Annotated in this window: 25 protein-coding genes; 14 read left to right on the plus strand and 11 right to left on the minus strand. The window is 67.4% G+C overall.

Annotation, left to right across the window (positions count from 1 at the left end):
- Positions 1-107 precede the first annotated feature (107 nt).
- A complete protein-coding gene (locus tag FIV50_RS09775) occupies positions 108-881 on the minus strand; it encodes a hypothetical protein (protein WP_140037268.1) in 774 nt (257 codons plus the stop codon).
- Positions 882-1,057: 176 nt separating this feature from the next.
- Between FIV50_RS09775 and FIV50_RS09780 the strand changes: the two genes are divergently transcribed.
- The 3 genes from FIV50_RS09780 (at position 1,058) to FIV50_RS09790 (ending at position 4,657) form a co-directional block, all read left to right on the plus strand.
- Positions 1,058-3,061, plus strand: coding sequence for a DUF262 domain-containing protein (locus FIV50_RS09780; RefSeq protein WP_140037269.1), 2,004 nt, complete (start codon positions 1,058-1,060; stop codon positions 3,059-3,061).
- A 1-nt stretch (position 3,062) separates the two neighbouring features.
- The gene (locus tag FIV50_RS09785; RefSeq protein ID WP_140037270.1) at positions 3,063-4,310 is read left to right on the plus strand and encodes an alpha/beta fold hydrolase; all 1,248 of its coding nucleotides are present in this window, start codon (positions 3,063-3,065) and stop codon (positions 4,308-4,310) included.
- Positions 4,311-4,375: 65 nt separating this feature from the next.
- Complete coding sequence (locus FIV50_RS09790) at positions 4,376-4,657, plus strand: hypothetical protein (protein WP_140037271.1); 282 nt, start codon at positions 4,376-4,378, stop codon at positions 4,655-4,657.
- A 95-nt stretch (positions 4,658-4,752) separates the two neighbouring features.
- Here FIV50_RS09790 and FIV50_RS09795 read toward each other — a convergent pair whose 3' ends face one another.
- The 3 genes from FIV50_RS09795 to glgA all read right to left on the minus strand — a co-directional run bounded on the left by FIV50_RS09795 (position 4,753) and on the right by glgA (position 7,089).
- Positions 4,753-5,010: a type B 50S ribosomal protein L31 gene (locus FIV50_RS09795; RefSeq protein WP_042537536.1), complete on the minus strand. Its 258-nt coding sequence runs from the start codon at positions 5,008-5,010 to the stop codon at positions 4,753-4,755.
- A 91-nt stretch (positions 5,011-5,101) separates the two neighbouring features.
- Positions 5,102-5,887: an ABC transporter ATP-binding protein gene (locus FIV50_RS09800; RefSeq protein ID WP_140037272.1), complete on the minus strand. Its 786-nt coding sequence runs from the start codon at positions 5,885-5,887 to the stop codon at positions 5,102-5,104.
- 17 nt (positions 5,888-5,904) lie between these two features.
- Positions 5,905-7,089 (minus strand): glycogen synthase, encoded by a 1,185-nt coding sequence (glgA, locus tag FIV50_RS09805; protein WP_140037273.1) that lies wholly within the window; start codon positions 7,087-7,089, stop codon positions 5,905-5,907.
- A 69-nt stretch (positions 7,090-7,158) separates the two neighbouring features.
- Between glgA and glgC the strand changes: the two genes are divergently transcribed.
- From glgC to FIV50_RS09820, 3 genes are all read left to right on the plus strand, one after another.
- A complete protein-coding gene (gene glgC, locus FIV50_RS09810; protein WP_140037274.1) occupies positions 7,159-8,400 on the plus strand; it encodes a glucose-1-phosphate adenylyltransferase in 1,242 nt (413 codons plus the stop codon).
- A 61-nt stretch (positions 8,401-8,461) separates the two neighbouring features.
- Entirely contained in the window at positions 8,462-9,097 is a 636-nt protein-coding gene (serB, locus tag FIV50_RS09815; RefSeq protein ID WP_140037275.1) for a phosphoserine phosphatase SerB, read from the plus strand.
- 32 nt (positions 9,098-9,129) lie between these two features.
- Complete coding sequence (locus FIV50_RS09820; protein WP_140037276.1) at positions 9,130-9,828, plus strand: alpha/beta fold hydrolase; 699 nt, start codon at positions 9,130-9,132, stop codon at positions 9,826-9,828.
- Positions 9,829-9,849: 21 nt separating this feature from the next.
- Here FIV50_RS09820 and FIV50_RS09825 read toward each other — a convergent pair whose 3' ends face one another.
- Complete coding sequence (locus FIV50_RS09825; RefSeq protein WP_042537549.1) at positions 9,850-10,557, minus strand: beta-ketoacyl-ACP reductase; 708 nt, start codon at positions 10,555-10,557, stop codon at positions 9,850-9,852.
- A 103-nt stretch (positions 10,558-10,660) separates the two neighbouring features.
- On the opposite strand from FIV50_RS09825, the gene FIV50_RS09830 reads away from it, so the two are divergent.
- The 4 genes from FIV50_RS09830 to FIV50_RS09845 are packed head-to-tail and all read left to right on the plus strand — an operon-like array spanning position 10,661 to position 12,698.
- Positions 10,661-11,290, plus strand: coding sequence for a DUF4190 domain-containing protein (locus FIV50_RS09830; protein WP_140037277.1), 630 nt, complete (start codon positions 10,661-10,663; stop codon positions 11,288-11,290).
- Between the two features lie 51 nt (positions 11,291-11,341).
- A complete protein-coding gene (locus FIV50_RS09835) occupies positions 11,342-11,698 on the plus strand; it encodes a DUF3099 domain-containing protein (protein WP_140037278.1) in 357 nt (118 codons plus the stop codon).
- Positions 11,695-11,889, plus strand: coding sequence for a hypothetical protein (locus tag FIV50_RS17885; protein ID WP_140037279.1), 195 nt, complete (start codon positions 11,695-11,697; stop codon positions 11,887-11,889). The genes FIV50_RS09835 and FIV50_RS17885 overlap by 4 nt, the downstream gene beginning before the upstream one ends.
- A gap of 8 nt (positions 11,890-11,897) precedes the next feature.
- Complete coding sequence (locus tag FIV50_RS09845) at positions 11,898-12,698, plus strand: SURF1 family cytochrome oxidase biogenesis protein (RefSeq protein ID WP_140037280.1); 801 nt, start codon at positions 11,898-11,900, stop codon at positions 12,696-12,698.
- Positions 12,699-12,745: 47 nt separating this feature from the next.
- On the opposite strand, the gene FIV50_RS09850 is transcribed toward FIV50_RS09845, so the two are convergent.
- From FIV50_RS09850 to FIV50_RS09860, 3 genes are all read right to left on the minus strand, one after another.
- A complete protein-coding gene (locus FIV50_RS09850) occupies positions 12,746-13,363 on the minus strand; it encodes a pyridoxine/pyridoxamine 5'-phosphate oxidase (RefSeq protein WP_140037281.1) in 618 nt (205 codons plus the stop codon).
- A gap of 50 nt (positions 13,364-13,413) precedes the next feature.
- Entirely contained in the window at positions 13,414-15,012 is a 1,599-nt protein-coding gene (locus tag FIV50_RS09855; protein ID WP_042537558.1) for an ABC-F family ATP-binding cassette domain-containing protein, read from the minus strand.
- Positions 15,013-15,088: 76 nt separating this feature from the next.
- Positions 15,089-15,391, minus strand: a complete 303-nt coding sequence (locus FIV50_RS09860; protein WP_140037282.1) for a CHY zinc finger protein — start codon at positions 15,389-15,391, stop codon at positions 15,089-15,091.
- Positions 15,392-15,502: 111 nt separating this feature from the next.
- Between FIV50_RS09860 and FIV50_RS09865 the strand changes: the two genes are divergently transcribed.
- The 4 genes from FIV50_RS09865 (at position 15,503) to FIV50_RS09880 (ending at position 19,485) form a co-directional block, all read left to right on the plus strand.
- Positions 15,503-16,123: a DedA family protein gene (locus FIV50_RS09865; RefSeq protein ID WP_140037283.1), complete on the plus strand. Its 621-nt coding sequence runs from the start codon at positions 15,503-15,505 to the stop codon at positions 16,121-16,123.
- Positions 16,124-16,128: 5 nt separating this feature from the next.
- The gene (locus FIV50_RS09870; protein WP_140037284.1) at positions 16,129-17,385 is read left to right on the plus strand and encodes a sensor histidine kinase; all 1,257 of its coding nucleotides are present in this window, start codon (positions 16,129-16,131) and stop codon (positions 17,383-17,385) included.
- On the plus strand, positions 17,382-18,053 hold the full coding sequence (locus FIV50_RS09875; protein WP_140037285.1) for a response regulator: 672 nt from the start codon (positions 17,382-17,384) through the stop codon (positions 18,051-18,053). The genes FIV50_RS09870 and FIV50_RS09875 overlap by 4 nt, the downstream gene beginning before the upstream one ends.
- 109 nt (positions 18,054-18,162) lie before the next feature.
- The gene (locus FIV50_RS09880; RefSeq protein ID WP_140037286.1) at positions 18,163-19,485 is read left to right on the plus strand and encodes an acyltransferase family protein; all 1,323 of its coding nucleotides are present in this window, start codon (positions 18,163-18,165) and stop codon (positions 19,483-19,485) included.
- On the opposite strand, the gene FIV50_RS09885 is transcribed toward FIV50_RS09880, so the two are convergent.
- From FIV50_RS09885 to FIV50_RS09895, 3 genes are read right to left on the minus strand one after another with little or no spacing between them, the layout of a single operon-like run.
- A complete protein-coding gene (locus tag FIV50_RS09885; protein ID WP_140037287.1) occupies positions 19,432-20,025 on the minus strand; it encodes an energy-coupling factor transporter transmembrane component T in 594 nt (197 codons plus the stop codon). The two genes, FIV50_RS09880 and FIV50_RS09885, sit on opposite strands and share 54 nt — an antisense overlap.
- On the minus strand, positions 20,022-20,714 hold the full coding sequence (locus tag FIV50_RS09890; protein ID WP_140037288.1) for an energy-coupling factor ABC transporter ATP-binding protein: 693 nt from the start codon (positions 20,712-20,714) through the stop codon (positions 20,022-20,024). Before FIV50_RS09890 ends, FIV50_RS09885 begins: the two co-directional genes overlap by 4 nt.
- A complete protein-coding gene (locus FIV50_RS09895; RefSeq protein WP_140037289.1) occupies positions 20,704-21,291 on the minus strand; it encodes a biotin transporter BioY in 588 nt (195 codons plus the stop codon). The genes FIV50_RS09890 and FIV50_RS09895 overlap by 11 nt, the downstream gene beginning before the upstream one ends.
- Between the last annotated feature and the right edge of the window lie 13 nt (positions 21,292-21,304).

Genomic DNA, 21,304 nt, shown 5'->3' on the forward strand with positions numbered 1-21,304 from the left:
TCTCGCCCAGACCAGGCGAAATAACAAGCGTGTGATTCATACGACGAAGGCCCCGGTCACAGGGACCGGGGCCTTCAGACCGCGAACGGCCGTGGATCAGACGAGGATCATGCCTCGCTCATGGCCTGCTTGACCTGCTGGCCCTTCGCGGCGTAGTACGCGGCGCGGGCGGCGTCTCGACGAGCCTGCTCGGCGTAGCCTGCCTCGAGGACGTCCTGCGGGACCTCGACGTTGGGCACGTCCTGGGTTCCGTTGTACTTCTCGATGTAGGCGTCGAGCTCGGGGCCGGACGTCCACGACGTGATGAGGCAGTAGCGCGGCTCGGTGCCGACGTGGGTCGCCGCGTGCCACAGCCGCTGCGTGTCGACGATGAGCTGTGCGCCGGCCGGCAGAGCGATGCGGTACTCGATGCTGGGGTCGGTGCGGTTCTCGCGGAGGACGAAGAAGCTGTCCTTGTCGTCACTGAGGTTGAAGAATCCACGCACGACCCAGCCGGTGCCGTCGGGGTTCAGGCGGTTGTTGTCGTCCTGGTGGAGGTTGTAGAGGCACTCGCCGTACGGGGTCGGCTGCAGCTCGATCACGCGGCAGCGACCGACGTTGGCGCCGGGCTCCTGTGCACGACGCGTCAGGTTCGGAGCCTTCTCGGTCTGCGAGTCGATCCAGACGCCGTCCTTGTCGGTGCGCGGCGGCTTGTGGTTCCAGAAGCCGTTGCACTCGATCTCGCCCTTGGCGCTGGCGAGCGGCGCGAAGCGGGTGTCACCCGACGACTTCCAGTCGTTGTACTCGATGTCGAGCCACTCCTTGGGGTCGAGCTCCTGGTTGTAGCTGTCGAGAACGACGAAGCCCTTGTCTTCGAGCGCGGCAGACTTGATGTATCCCATGATCTGAACCAGATCCTTTCATCGGGGGCCAGCACGTTTTAACAGGCCCTGATAAGGCAAGCCTAACAGGGCGCCTCTGGAGCGCCGCCGAGGGCTGCCGTGAATAAGCGAATAGACTGAATCGGGCGCCTGGCGACTCCTCGGCGCCGGGCGTTACGGGAGGACGAGACACCAGCATGAGCACTGCGACCAACGTCGAGGCGACAGCTGTCAACACGATCGAGTGGCTCGCAGAGGACTCCACGACCATCGTCGTGCCGGTGTACCAGCGTCAGTACCGGTGGGATATCGGCGGCTGCGAGCAGCTGCTCTCCGACGTCCGTGCGGTCGCCCGCGAAGACTCCTCGCACCGTCACTTCATCGGGTCGATCCTCTCGGCTGCCGACGACAGCGAGGCCGACACCGACCTCGTGCTGATCGACGGTCAACAGCGCATCACGACCTTGATGCTGCTGGTCGCAGCGCTTCGGCACGCGGTTCAGGACTCCGATCCCCTGCTTGCCGCCGACCTCGACCGAGTGCTCGTGCGCCCCGAAGACCCCACGCGCACCAAGCTGCGCCCGCACGACGCGTGGGCCGAGCTGTATGAGTCCGTGGTGCTCGAGCGCGATATCCAGACAGAGCGCGAGTCGCGGTTCGACGACAACTACGCGTTCTTCCGCAGCCAGGTGCACGCCGACGAGGCGCCGCAGATCTGGGCGGGGCTGAAGAAGCTCGAGCACGTCTCGATCACCCTCGGCGCCGCCGCCAACGCGCAGCAGATCTTCGAGAGCCTGAACTCCACGGGCGAGCCGCTGCGCGATCACGAGCTCATCCACAACTACATGCTGATGGGGCTGACCCACGCAGAGCAGCTCGACGTCGAGGCACGGTTCTGGCTGCCGATCGAGCAGCACACCGGCGAGACCATCGGCCTGTTCTGGCGGCACTATCTCGTGATGACGACGGGCCGCGAGGTGGCCGCCAACGGCGAGCACGGTGTCTACAGCGCGTTCCGGCATTCGTTCCCCCGCGTCGACCTCGATCACCTGCAGGCGGATGCCGAGGTCTGGCGTCACTACGCCGAGATCTACGGCATCCTGCTCGATCCATCGCTCGAGAAGGACCCCGAGATCGCGCGACAGCTGCGCTACGTGAACACCTTCGGACGCGCCTCGTACCCACTGGTCCTCAGCGTCTACAGCGATCACTCCCACGGAGTCATCGCTCGCGACGAGCTCATCGAGACGCTCGAGTGGATCCAGACGATGTACCTCCGCCGCACACTCGTGAACCTGCCCAACGAGCGGCTGGTCGCGAGACTCTGTCGCGCCAGGGCGAACGGTCGAGAGGAACTGGCGCGCGCGTTCGCCCGGATCACACCGTCAGACGAGCGCGTCAGCGCCGTCTTGAAGTACAGCGAGCTGCCGCATCCGGCCTATGTCCTCGGGCGGCTCGAGGGAGTCGACGACCCGGACGAGTTCGATGTGGAGCACATCGTGCCCACAGTCCCCAGCGACAGCTGGTCGGGCGATGGCCTGCGGCCGTGGATCGACTACTCGGACGACGAGCGCAACGCCCATCGCGCGCTCGCCCCGACGCTCGGCAATCTCACCCTGCTCGAGCAGACGCTCGCAGAGCGCGTCTTCGGAGAGTCGTACTCCGTGAAACGCGACGAGGCGTACTCTCGCAGCTCCGTCCCCGAGACCAGGGCGCTCGCAGACACGCAGGCGTGGGGAACAGCGGCCATCTCGCAGCGCACGATCCGGCTCACATCCGATCTGCTGAGGATCTGGGCGCGCCCCGCGCTGCCCGAGATCGACGACGACGGGCTCACCCCCATCCTCGATGCGGTCCGCCGACGCGGGTGGCCTGCCGGATGGGAGCGCGAGTTCGAGTACGTCGAGTACCGCGGAGAGCGCTGGGAGGTCTTCGACGTCAAGCATCTCTTCAACCGCGTCTTCCGTCGCGCGTGGACGGACACGCGCGGCGCCGCCGTGTCGTACTGCGCCGCCCACGGCGGTCCGATCTACGAGTCGACGGCCTGGAAGGGCCAGTGGGACCAGCTCGACGCGACACACCATCTCTACATGGGCTGGGATTCGAACTACATGATGAACGCAGTGCAGGGCGTGCTCCACGAGGCGGACATCGCCTCGGAGGTCTTCGTCAAGTACTCCTACATCGGGAATGTGATGTGACATGACGACGACCATCCGCCGCCTCCTCGATCTGACCGTCGAAGAGCACACGCTGACCGTTCCGCTCGTATGGGGAGATGAGGCCGACTCCCGCACGATCGACATCTTCGCGCGGATCATCACACGCGAAGGCGGTGAGCGACTCCCCTACCTGGTCTTCCTGCAGGGCGGTCCCGGACACGAGGCACCGCGTCCCTTCCATGCGTCGTCCTCCCCCGCGTGGCTCGATGAGGCGCTCGCGCACTATCGCGTCGTGATGCTCGACCAGCGCGGCACCGGACTCTCGACACCGGTCGGCGATGCGGATCTCGAGCGAGGCTCCGCCGAGGTCGCCGAGTACCTCACGCATCTGCGCGCCGACTCGATCGTCCGCGACTGCGAGGCGATGCGCCAGCACCTCAGCGCCGAGACGTGGAGCGTCCTCGGTCAGTCCTTCGGTGGATTCACGACCCTGGCCTACCTGTCGACCGACGCGGACTCGCTCGCCGATGTCTTCATCACGGGCGGACTCAGCACCGTGAACCGGCACCCCGACGAGGTCTACGCCCTCTGCTACGACAAGATGCGCGCCGCCTCCGAACGGTACTACCGCCGGTTCCCCGAGCACCGGGACGTGATGCGTCACCTGGTCGATCGGGCCGCGGCGGGCGGCATCGTGCTGCCGGACGGCGAAGTGGTCTCGCCGTCACGACTGCGCTCCGTGGGCTCGGCGCTCGGCACGAACGACGGATGGCAGACCGTGTGGTCACTGCTCGAGCGAGACCCTGCGTCGAACGCCTTCCGCCACGATCTGATGCACGCGATGCCGTACGGCGGCCGCAACCCGCTCTACTTCGCGTTCCACGAGTCGAGCTACGCGAGCGGGCACGCCACACGCTGGTCGGCGGAGCGCACGGAGCCCCAGGACTTCCGCGATGACGTCACCCTGTTCACCGGTGAGCACATCCGCAGCGAGTGGACCGAGACGGTGCCGGCCTTCCAGCCGTGGCGTGACGTCACGCTCGCGCTGGCGGACTTCGAGTGGCCTCGGATCTACAACGAGGTCGCGATCGCCGCCTCCGGTGCGACGGGTGCCGCGGCCGTGTATGTGAACGACGTCTACGTGCCGATGGAGTTCTCGCTCGAGACCGCTCGACTGCTTCCGGGGGTCGAGCTGTGGGTCACGAGCGAGCATGAGCACAACGGCGTGCGTTCAGGCCCCGTCCTGACGCACCTCATCGACCTCGCCCACGGTCGCCGCATCCGCTGAGGTTCCCCGCCGGAATCCTCCTGTAGACGGATGCCCGGGCGGCGGGACCCGCATAGCCTGGTCTCATGGCCGACACACTCGGAATGCTCCTCACGATCGCGATCCTGCTCGTCGTCGTGATCGCGATCGTCGTGGTGATCGTGGCCGTCTACGCGAAGGCGCCGCTCGAGAGGAAGTACGAGAGCGCTGGCGGCGGACTGGGCGGTTCGTTCGAAGCGGTCTGGATGCCGTCGGCGCACGAGGCCGGGATGGAGCGCGACCGTCAGACGAAGCGCACAGCCCCAGCGCCCTCTCCCGGTGACCCGCCCAGCAGGATCGACGGCGAACGCATCGTCATCGACATCTGACCTGATCGTCGACGATCTGAGCCAGGGCGTGACCCGGCCGAGACGACGAAGGCCCCGTGTTCCGAGGAACACGGGGCCTTGAAACCCGGTGGTCGTTACTTGCTCGATCCGCCGAAGCCCTTGAAGCGCTGGTTGAACTTCTCGACGCGGCCGGCCGAGTCCATGATGCGCTGCTTGCCCGTGTAGAACGGGTGCGATGCCGACGAGATCTCGACGTCGATGACGGGGTACTCGACGCCGTCGAGCTCGATCGTCTTGTCGCTCGAGACAGTCGAACGGGTGAGGAACGTCTCGCCCGAGCCGAGGTCGCGGAACACGACTGCCTTGTACACGGGGTGAATGTCAGTCTTCATGGGATTCCTTAGTTGCTGCCCTGGATTGTGCCAGGGACGAGGGAAGTCTGCGGTGCAGAGAGCACCAAGGATCGATTCTATCAGATCCGCGTCAGGATGCCGCGCGGGCCGCGTAGCGGTCCTCTTCACTGCTGAGGACGATCGGCATGCCGAACGTCTCGGTCAGAGTGTCGGCGGTCAGAGTGTCGGCGATGGGCCCGGCTGCCACGATGCGCCCCTCACGCATGAGCAGCACATGCGTGAACCCGACCGGGATCTCCTCGACGTGATGCGTGACCATCAGCATCGCGGGTGTCGTCGGCGACGAGGCATAGCCGCTCAGGAGCGCGAGCAGCTCCTCGCGCGAGCCGAGGTCGAGCGACGCGGTCGGCTCGTCGAGCAGCAGCAGCTCAGGGTCGGTCATCACGGCACGGGCGATCTGCACGCGCTTCTGCTCGCCGTCGCTCAGGGTCCCGAAGGTGCGATCGGCCAGGTGGTCGAGGCGCCAGTCGCCGAGCACCCGCAGCGCACGGCGCTCGTCGATGTCCTCGTAGTTCTCGTTCCAGCGACCCAGCACGGAGTAGGCCGCCGTGAGCACCGTGTTCAAGACCGTCTCTTCACGCGGCACGCGCTTCGCCATGGCCGAGGAGGCGAATCCGATGCGAGGACGCAGTTCGAACACGTCGGTGCGCCCCAGGGTCTCCCCCAGCACCGTGACGGCTCCGGAGGTCGGGTGCATCAGCGTGTCCGCCAGCTGGAGCAGCGTGGTCTTGCCTGCGCCGTTGGGTCCGAGGATCACCCACCGCTGATCATCGTCGACCTGCCAGGTCACGTGATCGATGATGTCGCGCCCCTCGCGGCGCACGACGACGTCGGTGAATTCCAGGGCGATCGACATGCCTCCAGCCTATCGGCTCAGGCGGTCAGCTCCGCGTACAGCGCGCGCGTGGTGTCGGCGATCGCATCCCAACTGAACTCCTCGCGCGCGCGCTCTCGACCGGCCGCACCGTAGGCGCGAGCCTGCTCCGGATCGGAGGTCACCTCGGTGAGCACGTTCGCGAGGTCGGCGACATACCGCTCGGGGTCGACCGGCGTCCCGGTGCCGTCCTGCAGCTGCTCGATCGGCACCAGGCGCCCGGTGACGCCGTCGTCCACGACCTCGGGGATGCCGCCGGTGGCCGTGCCGACGACAGCTGCCCCGCACGCCATGGCCTCGAGGTTCACGATGCCCAGCGGCTCATACACCGACGGGCATACGAACGTCGTGGCTGCCGTGAGGATCGCCGAGAGTTCGTCTCGCGGCAGCATCCGATCGATCCAGATGACTCCCTCGCGCGTCTGCTGGAGAAGCCGCACACCCTCCTGCACCTCCGTCATGATCTCGGGGGTGTCCGGCGCCCCGGCGCAGAGGATCAGCTGGACCTCCGGAGGCAGCAGACGAGCGGCCTGCAGCAGGTACGGCAAGCCCTTCTGGCGCGTGATGCGGCCGACGAACACGACAGACGGTCGGGACGGGTCCATGCCGACCGACTCGAGGAACGCCGGGTTCTGCACCGGGCGCCACCGCTCGACGTCGATCCCGTTGTGGATCACACGCACCCGGGCCGGGTCGACGGAGGGATAGCTGCGCAGGATGTCCTCCCGCATGCCGGCGCTCACGGCGATCACCGCCGCCGCATTCTCGTAGGCGAGCTTCTCGATGCCGCTCGACACCGCGTACCCGCCGCCGAGCTGCTCGGCCTTCCACGGGCGCAGAGGCTCGAGACTGTGCGCGGTGAGCACGTGAGGGATGCCGTGCAGCTGCGAGGCGAGGTGTCCGGCGAAGTTCGCGTACCAGGTGTGGCTGTGCACGAGATCGGCGTCGGAGATCGCCGCCACGATCTCGAGATCGGTGCCGAGCGTCTGCAGAGCGGCGTTGGCCGAGGCCAGTTCTGAGGGTGCCTGATACGAGAAAGTACCGGCCTCATCCCGTGGAGAACCGAAGGCCCTCACCTGTACATCGATATTCTGCCGCAGGGCTGTGACGAGCTCTGCGACGTGCACACCGGCACCTCCGTAGATCTCCGGCGGGTATTCCTTCGTGATCATCTCGACGCGCATGTCTAGACGGTAGTGACTCACTTGTCCAGATGCTAGTTAGCCGAGCCGAATCACATCTATGGTGGGTGCATGTCCGCACCAAAGAAGATCTTCGGCATCATCCTCGCCGGCGGCGAGGGAAAGCGTCTCATGCCCCTCACAGCCGACCGAGCAAAACCTGCAGTGCCTTTCGGCGGACAGTATCGCTTGATCGATTTCGCGATCTCGAACCTCATCAACTCGGGCCTGCGCCAGATCGTCGTGCTCACGCAGTACAAGTCGCACAGCCTCGACCGCCACATCTCGCAGACGTGGCGCATGTCGGCGCTCCTCGACTCCTACGTGACATCGGTGCCGGCGCAGCAGCGTCTCGGCAAGCGCTGGTTCTCGGGCTCCGCTGACGCGATCCTGCAGAGCCTCAACCTCATCAACGACGAGAAGCCCGACATCGTCGTCGTGATCGGCGCAGACCACGTGTATCGCATGGACTTCCGGCAGATGCTCGACGCACACATCGAGTCGGGTGCGAAGGCCACCGTCGCCGGCATCCGCCAGCCGCTCGCGATGGCTTCACAGTTCGGTGTGATCGACGCCGACACCGAGTCGGGTCGCATCAAGCAGTTCCTCGAGAAGCCCACCGACATCGCGGGCCTCGAGGACTCTCCCCACGAGGTGCTCGCCTCGATGGGCAACTACATCTTCGACGCCGATGCGCTGATCGCCGCCGTCGAGGCAGATGGAGAATCCCCCACCTCCGGTCATGACATGGGCGGCGACATCGTGCCGTACTTCGTCGACCGGGGCGAGGCCGGCTACTACGACATGAAGCGCAACGACGTTCCGGGTTCCTCCCCGCGAGACCGTTCGTACTGGCGTGACGTGGGTACCATCGACTCCTTCTTCGACGCGCACATGGACCTGATCTCCACGCTGCCCATCTTCAACCTCTACAACATGGAGTGGCCCATCCACTCGCAGGCCGTGAACTCGCCGCCCGCGAAGTTCGTGCGAGACTCCGTCGGGCGCATCGGCAATGCGATCGACTCGATCGTGTCGCTCGGATCCGTGCTCTCGGGCACGCATCTCGAGCGCAGCGTCGTGGGCCCGTGGACACTTGCCGGCGGCGGTTCGACCATCACCGATTCCGTCGTCTTCGACGGTGTGAGAATAGGGGCGGGTTCCCGCGTGCATCGCGCCATCCTCGACAAGAACGTCGTCCTCGCCGATGGTGCGACCGTCGGCGTCGACCGCGAACGCGATCTCGCCAGAGGCTTCACCGTGACCGAATCCGGCATCACCGTGGTGGGCAAGGGACTCTTCATCGAGCGCTGAGGATGCCGACCGAAGACCGCGATGCACGGACGGGCAGCCTTCGGTCGATAAGCTCGGAGACGTGACCGCCGCACGATTCCTCGTCGTCCTCGATGCCGATTCCACCCTCATCCGCAATGAGGTGATCGAGCTGATCGCCGACGAGGCCGGCCGCCGTGACGAGGTGCAGGCGGCGACCGAGGCGGCGATGCGCGGCGAGATCGACTTCGCCGCGAGCCTGCGCTCACGCGTCGCGGCTCTCGAAGGCGTGCTGGTCTCGGGTCTCGCCCGTGTGCTCGCCCGCATCGAACCGACCCCCGGCGTGCGCGAGCTCACCACAGCCGTGCATGAGCGCGGGGGCGTCGTCGGGGTGGTGTCCGGCGGGTTCCACGAGATCCTCGACGACGTCGCACCAGGACTCGGCGTCGACCGCTGGCGCGCGAACCGGCTCGGTGTCGTCGACGGCGCGCTCTCCGGTCGTGTCGACGGCGAGATCGTCGACGCGGCGGCCAAAGCGACCTCGCTGTGCGAGTGGGCGGACGAACTCGGCGTGCCCCGCCACGCCACGATCGCCATCGGAGACGGCGCGAACGATCTGCAGATGATGGCGGCCGCCGGGCTCGGTCTGGCGTTCAATGCGAAGCCCGCCGTGCGCGCGGCCGCGAGCCTCGTCATCGGCCCGCAGGATCTCTCCGAGGTCATCGCGCTGCTGCCCTAGCGGATGTCCGAGGCCCCGCCTAACCTCGGCGCATGGACATCATCCTCATCCCCGGTCTCTGGCTTGATGCATCCAGCTGGAGCGACGTGACCACTGATCTCGAACGCGCCGGGCACACGGTGCACCCGCTGACCATGCCGGGGGTGGGTCTTCCCGCCGCCGAATCCGGTGATATCGGCATCGCCGACTGGGTCGATGCCGCTGTCGCGGCTGTGGACGCCGTCGCCGCACCTGTGGTCGTCGTCGGTCACAGCGGCGGTGGCAACGTCGCCTGGGGCGTCGCCGATGCGCGGCCAGACCGCGTATCGCGGGTCATCTTCGTCGACACCGTGCCGCCGCCGTCCGGTTTCGGCATCAGCGAGTTCGAGATCGTCGACGGCGTCGTCCCTTTCCCAGGGTGGGACTTCTTCCCGGCTGAAGACGTCGACGACCTCGACGCTGCGACCCGTGCGCGCACCGCGCCGCTCACGCACAGCGTGCCCGCGCGCGTGCCCACTGATGCGATCGAGCTCGGCCCGGGGGCGCGCCATCGGGTGCCGGTGACACTGCTCATGGGAGGTCTCGACCAAGAGACGTTCGAGTCCGAGCTTGAGCAGTGGGGGCCGTATGCCGAGGAGTTCCGTGCGATCGACGATGCCGAGGTGGTGCGCATCGACTCAGGTCACTGGCCTCAGATCTCGATGCCGAACAGGCTCGCCACGCTGCTCGACGCCGCGATCACCCGCCGATGACGGTGCGTTGACGTCTGGGCGTCAGTGCCCCATGCCGAGGCCGCCGTCGACGGGGATGACTGCGCCCGAGATGTACCCGGCGTCATCCCCTGCGAGCCACGTGACAACACCTGCGACCTCATCGGGCGTCGCGAAACGTCCGGCCGGGATGTTCGCCTTGTACTGCTTCTGAGTCTCTTCGGGAAGCTCAGCCGTCATGTCGGTCTCGATGAAACCCGGCGCGACGACGTTCGCGGTGATGCCGCGTCCGCCGAGCTCACGAGTGAGCGAACGTGCGAAGCCGACGAGCGCGCTCTTCGACGCGGAGTAGTTCACCTGGCCGGCCGAGCCGTAGAGGCCCACCACACTGGAGATGAGGATGACCCGGCCGAACCGAGCCCTCAGCATGCCCTTCGACGCACGCTTCACGACGCGGAACGTGCCACCGAGATTCGTCGCGACCACGCTGTCGAAGTCGTCCTCGCTCATCCGCAGCAGCAGGGTGTCCTTGGTGATGCCGGCATTCGCCACGACGACCTCGACGGGTCCGAGCTGCTGCTCGACCTCGGTGAAGGCCGCATCGAGCGCAGCGGCATCGGTGACGTCTGCGCGCACGGTGAGAGTGCCCTCGGGGCCTTCGCCGCTGCGAGCCGTGACGGCGACGCGGTAGCCGTCCCTGACGAATCTTTCGGCGATCGCACGGCCGATGCCGCGGTTTCCGCCGGTGACGAGGACGACGCGAGAACTCATTTCCACTCCTGATCTGGCCGGTGCGGGGGTGGCGGCCGGGTCGTCATCGATCCTACCGATGATGTCGCGACTGGATCGGGGCGACGTTTGACAGAACAGCGCCGTGACTGGAACGCTGAACCCGACGAAAGGCTTCACCGTGAGCGACAACAGCATCCCCACTCCGCCTGACGCACAACCGAGTCCCCCGCCGCCGGCGCCCGCGCCCCCGGCTCCCCCCGCTCAGCCCTACCAGGCGTATCCCGGTGCGGCACCGTCGGTCGCCCCTTCGCAGGGCTACCCGACGTCGCCGCAACCGCCGCAGTACGCCCCCCAGCAGCCCTACGGCTCTGCTGTGACTCAGCCCTACGGCGCCGCAGCACAGCCGCCCTACTACGCTGCGTCCGCTCCGGGTCAGCCCGGCGCCGGCTATCCGAGTTACGGGGCGACGCCCTACTCCGCGCCTCGCCCCGCGAGCGGACTTGCGATCACGTCGCTGATCTGCGGAATCGCCGGGGTCGTGCTCTTCTGGGCCGTCGTGCCACTGCTCGCCTCGATCGTCGCCGTCATCACGGGTCACATGGCGCTGCGGCAGACGAAGCAGAACCCGGCGATCGGCGGCCGCGGGATGGCATTCGCCGGTCTGATCATGGGCTACATCATGGTCGGCTTCCTGGTCATCGGCATCGTCATGACGGTGATCAGTGCCGTGTTCTTCGGCGCCTTCACACTGCCGTTCCTCTTCTCGACCTGAGCTGCAGACGGGCGCGCCGTCCTGCCCGCACCGGCGTAGGCTGGACTCATCGTGAAGAGCAAGCCCCTGGTCCCTGCTGTCACCTCGCTTCCGCAGTCGCCGAAGGACGAGGCAGACCACCGCGTGCGCCGATATGCGGTCACGATGACCATCCGCATCGTCTGCTTCGCGCTGATGATGTTCGTGCAGCCGTACGGCTGGTACACGTGGGTGTTCGCGCTGGCCGCCGCCCTCCTTCCCTACATCGCGGTCGTGTTCGCCAACGCGGGGAGCGACAGCACCGAGACGACGGCAGAGTCCCCGGTTCAGCAGCTGGAGGCGCCGACCCCGGCCCCGACCCTGCCGGTCGAACAGGACTCCGCTCCTGACGTCATCACCATTCACGAAAGCCGCCAGGATCGCGAGTGAGTGGACTGGAGTGCTCGCGTGCCGGATGCCGGAACGCGGCGACCAAGCAGGTGGTGTGGCGCAATCCCCGTATCCACGCCGCTGACCGTGAGAAGGTCTGGCTCGCATGCGATGAGCACGTCGACTTCCTCCACGACTACTTGGCAGCCAGGGACTTCCCCGTGACAGTGAGAGATGGTGTTCCCTCGTGAGTGCGCGGATGGGTAGATGGACCGTGTACGTGCTGATCGCGATCGGATTCGCGATCGCCTGCGCGTTTCTGTCGAATTGGCAGTTCGAGCGCAACGAGACGCGATCCGAGCAGATCGCACTCGTCGAGAAGAACTACGATGCGGACCCCGTGCCGCTCGCCGCCCTCATCGGCCCCGACGGAACGCTCGATCCCGGTGATGTGTGGCATCCCGTGGTGCTGAGCGGCGAGTACATCGCCGACGAACAGCTGCTGGTGCGCAATCGGCCGCATGGCGGGACCAGCGCATTCGAGGTTCTGGTGCCGTTCCGTGACGCCGACGGTCGTGTGTTCATCGTCGATCGCGGATGGGTGCCGCCGGGCGACGGCGACTCCCCGGATTCCGTTCCGGCGCCTCCGACCGGTGAGGTCGAGGTCATCGTGCGTCTGCGTCCGGGCGAGCAGCTTCCGGCCTCCGGGCGAGGCGCCCCCGAGGGGCAGGTGCCCACCATCAACCTCCCGTCGATCGCCGAGCTGGTCGACGGAGATGTCATCACGAGCGCGTACGGGCAGATCGTCAGCGAGGACCCCGCCGGCGAAGGAACCCTCGGCGGCTTCAGCTCGCCCACAGACGACCCCGGCCCGCACCTGTCGTACGCGATCCAGTGGATCCTGTTCGCGCTGATGGGCTTCATCTTCATCGGGTACATCATCCGCACCGAGATAGTGAAGCACCGCGAAGAGGTCGAGGGCATGCCGGCACCGGTGAAGAAGTCCCGGCGGCGCGACAGGGATGCCGACGTCGAAGACGAGCTCCTCGACGCGCGCTGACCGACCTCGTGACGCCGGAGCGCCCTAGCGAACGCCCGTCAGTGCGCTCATGTCGTCGGCGTTTCCCCCGACGCCCGCTCCGCGAGGCCGCCGATGATCGTCCGAGACCATCCTGAATCGACGGCGTCGAAGACGACACGGGTGTGACGGCGGTCTCTCGATCCCTGCCAGAACTCGATCCGGGTGGGGACGATCCGCCACAGCACCCAGTCGCCGTCCGCGACCTCCGCACGCGCCGCCGGGGAGCGCGCAGCGAGATCGGCGGCACTCTCCTCGGGCGTCGCTTCTTCCACACGCCCGCGCACCCGCACCGCGCGCACCTGCGGCTGCCACCAGAAGTTCAGGGCCGCGGCCGGCGAGGCGGCCAGCTGCGTGCCCTTGCGAGACGACCTCGTACTGGCGAAGGCCCAGCCTCGGTCGTCGATCCGCTTCAGGATGAGCGTCCGAGCGTCGGGCAGTCCGTCGGCATCCACCGTCGCGAGGGTCACCGTGTGCGGCTCGGGCACCCCGGAATCCGCCGCCGCGCGCAGCCACGTGGCGAAGAGAGCGCTGGGGTGGTCGGGAAGCGCGCCGAGATCCCAATCGGGGGCGACCCCGGTGAGGGCATGCCTACCTCTCAGCCACTCGTTGAGAGATGCAAGGTCGGTGTCAGATGGGTGCGTCACCCTTTCGACTATGCCACCGGCCTCCGACGAAGTGCGTCCGCCGGGCCCGATCAGGCGAGCTCGATGAGGTCCTGGTACTCCTGGCTCCAGAGGTCTTCGACGCCATCGGGGAGGATCAGCACGCGCTCGGGGTTGAGCGACTGCACCGCACCAGGGTCGTGCGAGACGAGCACGACTGCCCCCTCGTAGTGCGCGAGCGCGCCGAGGATCTCTTCGCGCGAGGCGGGGTCGAGGTTGTTGGTGGGCTCGTCCAGCAGCAGCAGGTTCGCGGACGAGACCACGAGTGTTGCGAGCGAGAGACGCGTCTTCTCACCACCCGAGAGCACTCCGGCGGGCTTGAGCACGTCATCTCCCGTGAACAGGAACGAGCCGAGCACCCGGCGTGCTTCCATCTCGGTGATGTGCGGAGCGGCCGACACCATGTTCTCGAGCACCGATCGATTCACATCGAGGTTCTCGTGCTCCTGGGCGTAGTACCCGACCTTGAGACCGTGTCCCGGCTCGAGCTGACCGGTGTCAGGCTGGTCGACTCCTGCGAGCATGCGCAGCAGCGTCGTCTTTCCGGCACCGTTGAGTCCGAGCACGACGACCTTGGATCCGCGGTCGATCGCGAGGTCGACGTCGGTGAAGATCTCCAGCGACCCGTAGGACTTCGAGAGTCCGGTCGCCATCATCGGAGTCTTGCCGCAGGGGGCGGGCTTCGGGAAGCGCAGCTTCGCGACGCGTTCTTCCTGGCGGACGTCGTCGAGTCCGGCGAGCAGCTTGTCGGCACGCGCGATCATCTGATGAGCGGCAGCGGCCTTCGACGCCTTCGCACCGAAGCGGGCTGCCTGCAGCTGCAGGGTCGTTGCCTTCTTCTCGGCGTTGGCGCGCTCCTTCTTGCGACGCTCCTCGTCAGCCACCCGCTGGCGCAGGTAGTTCTTCCAGTTCATGTTGTAGGTGTCGATGATCTGGCGGTTCGCGTCGAGGTAGAACACCCGGTTGACGGTCTCGCCGACGAGCTCGACGTCGTGACTGATCACGATCAGCCCGCCCTTGTAGTTCTTGAGGAACTCCCGCAGCCACACGACGCTGTCGGCGTCGAGGTGGTTGGTCGGCTCGTCGAGGATCATCGTCTCGGCATCGGAGAAGAGGATGCGGGCCAGCTCGATACGACGGCGCTGGCCACCGGACAGCGTCGAGAGCGGCTGGTCGAGGATGCGGTCGGGCAGCGAGAGGTTGTTCGCGATGGAGGCCGCCTCGGCCTCGGCCGCGTAGCCGCCCTGTCCTTCGAACTCCTCGGTGAGGCGCGCGTAGCGCTTCATCGCCTTGTCGGCGACCGCGGGGTCGTCCGAGCCCATCGCCAGTGCCGCTTCGCTCATCCCGAGGTTGAGTTGGCCAAGTCCACGGGCGTCGAGGATGCGCGTGCGAGCGAGGTCTTCGGGGTTGCCCGACCGCGGATCCTGCGGCAGGTAGCCGAGTTGACCTGAACGGGTCACGCTTCCACCGGACGGCAGGACGTCACCGGCGAGCACCTTGGTGAGCGTGGTCTTGCCTGCACCGTTGCGGCCGACGAGACCGATCTTGTCTCCGTCGCTCACACGGAACGACACGTTCTCCATCAGGAGGCGTGCGCCCACGCGGATCTCGAGTTCGTGCACGGCAAGCACAGGCGGGATGTCCGTTCTTTCAAGGGGATTCGGGCCGAGGGGCCAAACTCCCAGTATAGATCGCCCTGCTGAGTGTTCAGTCGAAGTACAGATCGTGATGCAGCCGGCAGCCCGGATTGAAGCCTGCGGCACACGTCGGACACTCGGATGTCTCGAGGTAGGCGTCGATGCGCAGCAGCGAACCGCAGACGCCGCAGAGCACCGCCTGCATCGCACGATCTTTCGTCGACCACTGCCGCGTCTCGTGATCAGCCCGCTCCGCGTGACACAGATGGCACGGGTACCACTTGCCGCAGCAGGCGAACTTGAGGGCGATCACATCGAGCGGCCCCTGATAGTGCTCGCACCGGGTCTGGTCGTCGACCAGCAGGCCGTGCACGGTGGTCGCCCCGACCTCGGTCGGACGGTCGGCGGATCTACCTCTCCGGGGGGATGCGGTCGATACCTCAGGGTGATGCCCCACCTGCCACCTGCTTCCTAGCCTTCTGAGGTGGATGTTATCAACGAGCTCATTCTGCAGACCGTCGCGTCGCCCTGGTTGTACGCCGTGCTGCTCGCGGTGACGATCATCGACGGCTTCTTCCCGCCGGTTCCGAGCGAGACCGTGCTCGTGGCAGCGGCGGCTGTACTCGTGTCGACGGGTGAGTTCTGGGCGCTGCTGCCTCTCGGCCTCATCGCCGCTGTGGGCGCGACGACCGGCGACAACATCGCATTCGCCCTCGGTCGCCGGCTGGGCACGACCCGGTGGGCGTGGATGCGTCGTCCGCGAGTCGCCTCGGCATTCGCTCACGCACAGAAAGCGCTCACGCACCGCAGTGCGGCGCTCATCCTGGGCGCCCGCTATATCCCCGTCGGCCGCGTCGCGGTCAACATGTCCGCCGGTGCTCTGCGCTTTCCGTGGCGGAGATTCTTTCCGCTGAGCATCGTGGCCGGCATCAGCTGGAGTGCTCTGAGCCTCGCCATCGGACTGCTCGCGGGGTCGTGGATCAAGGAGCAGCCGCTCGTGAGCGCCGGCATCGGCATCGCCGTGGCGCTCGTCATCGGCCTGGTGATCGATCGCGTCACGGCATCCCGCCGGAGACGCGCCCGTGTGGTGCAACTGGCAGGATGACAGACATGGCACGTCGTCGGCCGCGCATCGAGCGCGCTCCCCGCATCAGCCGTCGGACCGCCGCGCTCACTGCGCTCGGCGCTGCGAGCCTTGCGCTGTTCTCGGTGCTCGTGCCGATTCAGACCGTTCTGTACGGCACATCGCTGCCGCTCTCCTTCATCCTGGGTGCCGCACTGTGTGCTGCACCTCTGCTGTCGCTGCGTCACCCGCGGTGGGCGGTCGCGATGTTCTGCGCTGCGGCGTTCACGCTTCCGCTGCTCGTCGTCCCGACTCTCGCGACCGAGGCACCCTGGCCGTGGTCGGTGCCCGCCCTGCTGACCTTCGTGCTCCTGGTCGGCGTCGTGACCTTCATCCACGGGGCGAGAGCGGGCGTGTTCCCCCTGGCCATCGGAGCACTGCTCTCCCTCACCGCGCCGCTGCTGCGCCCCGAGATCGTCGCGACTCCCGAGACGGCAGGCAGCGTCACCGCCGACCTCATCGTCACTACGTCGCTGGCTGCGGCGATGTTCCTGGTTGCCGTCCTGGTCGCCGGGCGGGTGAGGGTGTCTGCCGAGCTCACTCGGGAGCGCGAGCACTCCGCACTCGAGGAGTCGCGACGGGCCCTCGTCGAGGAGCGCACCCGCATCGCTCGCGAGCTGCACGACGTGATCGCGCACAGCATGTCCGTGATCCAGGTGCAGGCGTCGACCGCACGCTACCGACTCCCCGAGATCGGCGATGCCGCGTCCGTGGAGTTCGACAGCATCGCGGCCACAGCGCGGACCTCGCTGACCGAGATGCGCAGGATGCTCGGAGTGCTGCGCACCGAAGACCAGACAGCCGAGCTCGCACCCCAGCAGGGCATCGACGACATCCCCGCTCTTGTCGACACCATCCGTCGAGCGGGTGTGACCGTCGGCCTGGAGATCGCCGGTGCAGTCGCGGACGCTCCGCAGGCCGTTCAGATCGCCGCCTTCCGCATCGCGCAGGAGGCACTCAGCAACGCAGTCAGGCATGCATCAGGCGCCGCCGTCACCGTACGCGTCCAGGCGGATGCCGACATCGTCCGCGTCCGCGTCCGCAACAGCCCCGCCGCGACCCCGACCACGTCCATCGGCGGCGGATACGGTCTGCGCGGAATGCGCGAACGCATCGAGGTGCTCGGCGGATCGTTCACCGCGAGTCCGACCGCCGACGGCGGGTGGGAGGTCGCGGCTTCGCTCCCCCTGCACGAGAGTCCGTCGACCCCACCCATCGCCCCGATCACCCAGGAGACCCCGTGACGATCAGCGTCCTCATCGCCGACGATCAGGCCATGGTGCGCGCCGGATTCGCCGCCCTGCTCGATGCCCACGAAGGGATCCGTGTGGCCGGTCAGGCCGCGAACGGCGCCGAGGCGGTCGCTCTCGCGGCCCGCCTCGATCCGGACGTGATCCTGATGGACGTGCGGATGCCGGAGGTCGACGGCATCGAGGCGACCCGTCGCATCCTCAGCCCCGGCTACCCCGCCGCCCATGTGCCGAGGATCCTCATGCTCACGACCTTCGACATCGACGACTATGTCTATGACGCGCTCGAGGCCGGCGCGAGCGGGTTCCTGCTGAAAGACGCTCTTCCGGAAGAGCTGGTCCACGCCGTGCGCGTGGTCGCCGGCGGTGACGCGCTGCTCGCCCCCAGCGTGACCAGGCGGATGATCGAGCAGTTCGCCGGTCGGCGACCGCGAACGCCGCAGGCCGCGTCCTCGCTGGCTGATCTCACCGACCGGGAGCGAGAGGTTCTGGTGCTCATCGGGCGAGGCCGGTCGAACAGTGAGATCGCGGCCGATCTGTTCATCGCAGAGCAGACCGTGAAGACCCACGTCGGCAAGGTGCTGGCGAAGCTTCGGCTCCGCGACCGCGTGCACGCCGTGATCCTCGCGTACGACACCGGCCTGGTCGAACCCGCGTCCTGAGCCTCACCAGGATCACACCCTGGTAGGGGTGCGAACCGCTCCGGGGAGTGATCCCCCACACGGCACCGCGTCCATACGATCCTCGGACACCCCATCCGAGGAGGACTCCATGGCCATCGTCGAGGCACCAACCCGCCCCGCTCTCCGAGATCGAGATCCGCTGCCGGCCGGTCGCGACACCGCGATCGACCTCCTGCGGGCGATCTGCGTCGCGGGAGTCGTGCTGCTCCACGCCATCATGGTCGGGGTCACGGTCGTCGACGGTGGTCCGGTGTTCGCGAACGCCAGCGAAGGAACGTGGTGGATCGTCCCGATCAGCTGGGTTCTCCAGGTGATGCCGCTCTTCTTCGTCATCGGTGGCTTCGCCGGCTACATCTCGTTCCGGCGCACGCACGCGCGCGGCGGCACCACGACCGCCTTCATCGCGGCCCGGGTGCATCGGCTGCTGCGCCCGGCGCTGTTCGCGATCGGGATCGTCGGCGCGGCACTCGCGGCGCTGAGCGCCGTCGGCATCCCGGCGGACATCATCGCGGTCGCCGGATTCCGCTACAGCCAGCCGCTGTGGTTCCTCGCGGTCTTCCTGGGGTGCCAGGCGCTTCTTCCCGCCCTGGCAAGGGCTCACGCGCGGAGGCCGCTGATCACGGTGGCCGCACTGGTCGCGGCATCGATCTCCGTCGATGTGCTCCGGGCGATCACCGGGCTCGAGGGAGTGGGCTTCCTGAATCTCGTGTTCGTCTGGCTCGCGCTGCAGCAGATCGGCTTCTTCCTCGCCGATGGCACGATCGACCGACTGAGCCGACGAACGCGGGCGATCGCAGGAGCTGCGGCCTTGACCACACTCATCGGCGCGTTCACGGGCGGCGTCTACTCCCCCGATCTCATCGCCAACATCAACCCGCCCACCGCAGCCCTGCTTCTCGTCGGGGTCGTGCACCTGAGCGCCGTCTCGCTGCTCCGCGACCGCATCGGCGCGTTCAGTCGCCGCGCGCTCCCGGCCGCGTTCGCGGCGTTCGTCAACAGACGCACCATGACGATCTACCTGTGGCACATGCCGGCGCTGCTCACCATGGCCGGGATCTGCGCGGTGGCCTCGCTCAGCAGTGGGATCGCGCTGCCGGAACCGAGCTCCCTCGCATGGTGGATGTCTCGACCGCTCTGGCTCGCGACCGCGCTGACCCTCACCGCGCTGATCGCGGTCGCGCTCACGCGCATCGAGACGCAGTCCTCCCCGCGTTCTGCTGACTCGGCTCGCCGGATGACGATCGCAGCTGCACTCGGCATCGCCTCGGTCGTCGTGCTTCTCGTCGCGGGTACGACGGTTCTGACGGCCGCGCTCGCGGTCGGCGGAATGGTGTCCGCCCTGCGTCTGGCCCGCCGATCACACCAGACCGCGCGCGGCGAGAGCGTCGCCGACCTCGTCCGCGTGGCGTAGCGTCCTGACCATCAGCGGCACGGTCGTTCGAAGCCCGAGACGGATGCCGCGTGCCCGCTGGGCCTCGCGCACCGCATGGGCGAACCCGGCGACCACCGGGATCATCGTGAGGGTCAGCGAGATCGTCATCGCGATCGCATCGGCGTCGACACCCAGCCTCCGCAGCGGTCGCAGCATCCGATGAAGGACCGCGAGCAGATCACCCATCCGGGTGGTGATCGTGAGGAGCGCAGCGAGCAGAAGCAGCGACGTCACCCTGACTGTACTGATCCAGGCGGTGAGCGGTGACACGAAGATCCACAGCGCCGAGCCGAGAACCAGCACGAGCCAGCGCAGCCTCCACATCTCGACGATCAGGACCTTCGCCGGCAGCCCGGCGACGAGATACAGCAGGCACACGACGACGAGTGAGACCGTGACACTCCGTCCGTCATGCGGATACGCGGATGACATGAGCGCGAGAGCGGCGAAGAGTGCGAGCTTGGGCCCAGCCCGCATCCGGTGGATGACGCTCGCCCCTGGCCGATACGACTGGATCATTCGCACAGCCCGCGGTACTCGGCGACCACGTCCTCCGGCGCGCCGGAGGCGATCAGCGAACCTGCATCGAAGAGCACCGCATGGTCGCATCTCGCTGCAAGCTCGAGGTCATGGGTCACGATGACGACCTGCGACGGCAGTGCCAGCAGCAGCGCGGAGATCTTTCGCGAGTTGCGCAGGTCGAGCAGCGTTGTCGGCTCGTCGGCCACGATCAGCCGAGGTTCCGTGATCAGGACCGAGGCGAGAGCCAGCAGCTGCTTCTGACCGCCCGACAGCTCGGACGCAGGGATGTCTGCCCTGTCGGTCAGGCCGTGTTCGGCGAGTGCGGCGGCCACCCGACCGGCGACCTCCGTCCGGGGCGAGCCGCGCAGCGAGAGGGCGAGGTCCTCCGCGGGCGTCGGCATCAGGATCTGAGACTGCGGGTCTGAGAAGACGAATCCGACGCGGCGGCGAAGGGCTTTCGTGTCCCGCCGCGAGTCGAGGTCATGAACCGTGACTCGCCCTGCATCCGGCAGCACGAGGCCGTTCAGCAGGCGCGCGAAGGTCGACTTGCCCGATCCGTTCGCGCCGATCACCGCGATCCTCGGCGCTGTGAGCTCGACGCTGACATCGCGCAGGATCGACCGACCTTCCCGCTCGACCGTGACACCGTCGAGCGAGACGGGTCCGACCACGGTCTCAGACCGCATGAACGGACGCGGGCGCTGCGCTGGCATGCATCCCGAACGCCCGAGGGTACGCGCGCCGCAGCGCGAGAACCAGCGCCGTCGCCGCGGCCGCCTTGAGCAGATCGCCGGGGAGGAACACCAGACTCGCGAGCGCCGTCGCACCGAGGTCGAGCCCGAGTACCAGCGCGGTCACGGGGATCCCGCACAGATACACGACCAGGATGCCACCGACGACGACTCCGAGGGCGATCCGCCACCAGCTCAGCCGACCACTGCCCACGATCAGACCGATCACGACGACGCCAGCCACCCAGCCGAGCAGGTATCCGGCGGTCGGACCGACGAAGACGCCGAGGCCGCCCCGCCCACCGGCGAGCACGGGAAGTCCGATCGCGGCGAGAACGAGCACCAGGAGCACCGAGAGCGGACCCAGGCGGGGCCCGAGCACAGCACCGGCGAGCATGACCCCCAGGGTCTGCGCGGTGATCGGCACTCCACCGGGAATCGGCACCGTCACCATACCGAGGACCACGATGAGCGCTGCGAAGATCGCCACTCTCGCCAGTTCACGACCGAGATCATCGCGTTGTTGAGTCATGTTTCCCGTTCCT

Origin of the sequence: Microbacterium foliorum (genome assembly GCF_006385575.1) — a bacterium.
GTDB classification, from domain to species: Bacteria; Actinomycetota; Actinomycetes; order Actinomycetales; family Microbacteriaceae; genus Microbacterium; species Microbacterium foliorum_B.

What these genes read in the sequence shown, in the direction of transcription:
- FIV50_RS09775 (WP_140037268.1), bottom strand. Translation starts at nt 881, where the DNA reads ATGGGATACATCAAGTCTGCCGCGCTCGAAGACAAGGGCTTCGTCGTT.
- FIV50_RS09780 (WP_140037269.1), top strand. Translation starts at nt 1,058, where the DNA reads ATGAGCACTGCGACCAACGTCGAGGCGACAGCTGTCAACACGATCGAG.
- FIV50_RS09785 (WP_140037270.1), top strand. Translation starts at nt 3,063, where the DNA reads ATGACGACGACCATCCGCCGCCTCCTCGATCTGACCGTCGAAGAGCAC.
- FIV50_RS09790 (WP_140037271.1), top strand. Translation starts at nt 4,376, where the DNA reads ATGGCCGACACACTCGGAATGCTCCTCACGATCGCGATCCTGCTCGTC.
- FIV50_RS09795 (WP_042537536.1), bottom strand. Translation starts at nt 5,010, where the DNA reads ATGAAGACTGACATTCACCCCGTGTACAAGGCAGTCGTGTTCCGCGAC.
- FIV50_RS09800 (WP_140037272.1), bottom strand. Translation starts at nt 5,887, where the DNA reads ATGTCGATCGCCCTGGAATTCACCGACGTCGTCGTGCGCCGCGAGGGG.
- glgA (WP_140037273.1), bottom strand. Translation starts at nt 7,089, where the DNA reads ATGCGCGTCGAGATGATCACGAAGGAATACCCGCCGGAGATCTACGGA.
- glgC (WP_140037274.1), top strand. Translation starts at nt 7,159, where the DNA reads ATGTCCGCACCAAAGAAGATCTTCGGCATCATCCTCGCCGGCGGCGAG.
- FIV50_RS09820 (WP_140037276.1), top strand. Translation starts at nt 9,130, where the DNA reads ATGGACATCATCCTCATCCCCGGTCTCTGGCTTGATGCATCCAGCTGG.
- FIV50_RS09825 (WP_042537549.1), bottom strand. Translation starts at nt 10,557, where the DNA reads ATGAGTTCTCGCGTCGTCCTCGTCACCGGCGGAAACCGCGGCATCGGC.
- FIV50_RS09845 (WP_140037280.1), top strand. Translation starts at nt 11,898, where the DNA reads ATGGGTAGATGGACCGTGTACGTGCTGATCGCGATCGGATTCGCGATC.
- FIV50_RS09870 (WP_140037284.1), top strand. Translation starts at nt 16,129, where the DNA reads ATGGCACGTCGTCGGCCGCGCATCGAGCGCGCTCCCCGCATCAGCCGT.
- FIV50_RS09880 (WP_140037286.1), top strand. Translation starts at nt 18,163, where the DNA reads ATGGCCATCGTCGAGGCACCAACCCGCCCCGCTCTCCGAGATCGAGAT.
- FIV50_RS09885 (WP_140037287.1), bottom strand. Translation starts at nt 20,025, where the DNA reads ATGATCCAGTCGTATCGGCCAGGGGCGAGCGTCATCCACCGGATGCGG.
- FIV50_RS09890 (WP_140037288.1), bottom strand. Translation starts at nt 20,714, where the DNA reads ATGCGGTCTGAGACCGTGGTCGGACCCGTCTCGCTCGACGGTGTCACG.
- FIV50_RS09895 (WP_140037289.1), bottom strand. Translation starts at nt 21,291, where the DNA reads ATGACTCAACAACGCGATGATCTCGGTCGTGAACTGGCGAGAGTGGCG.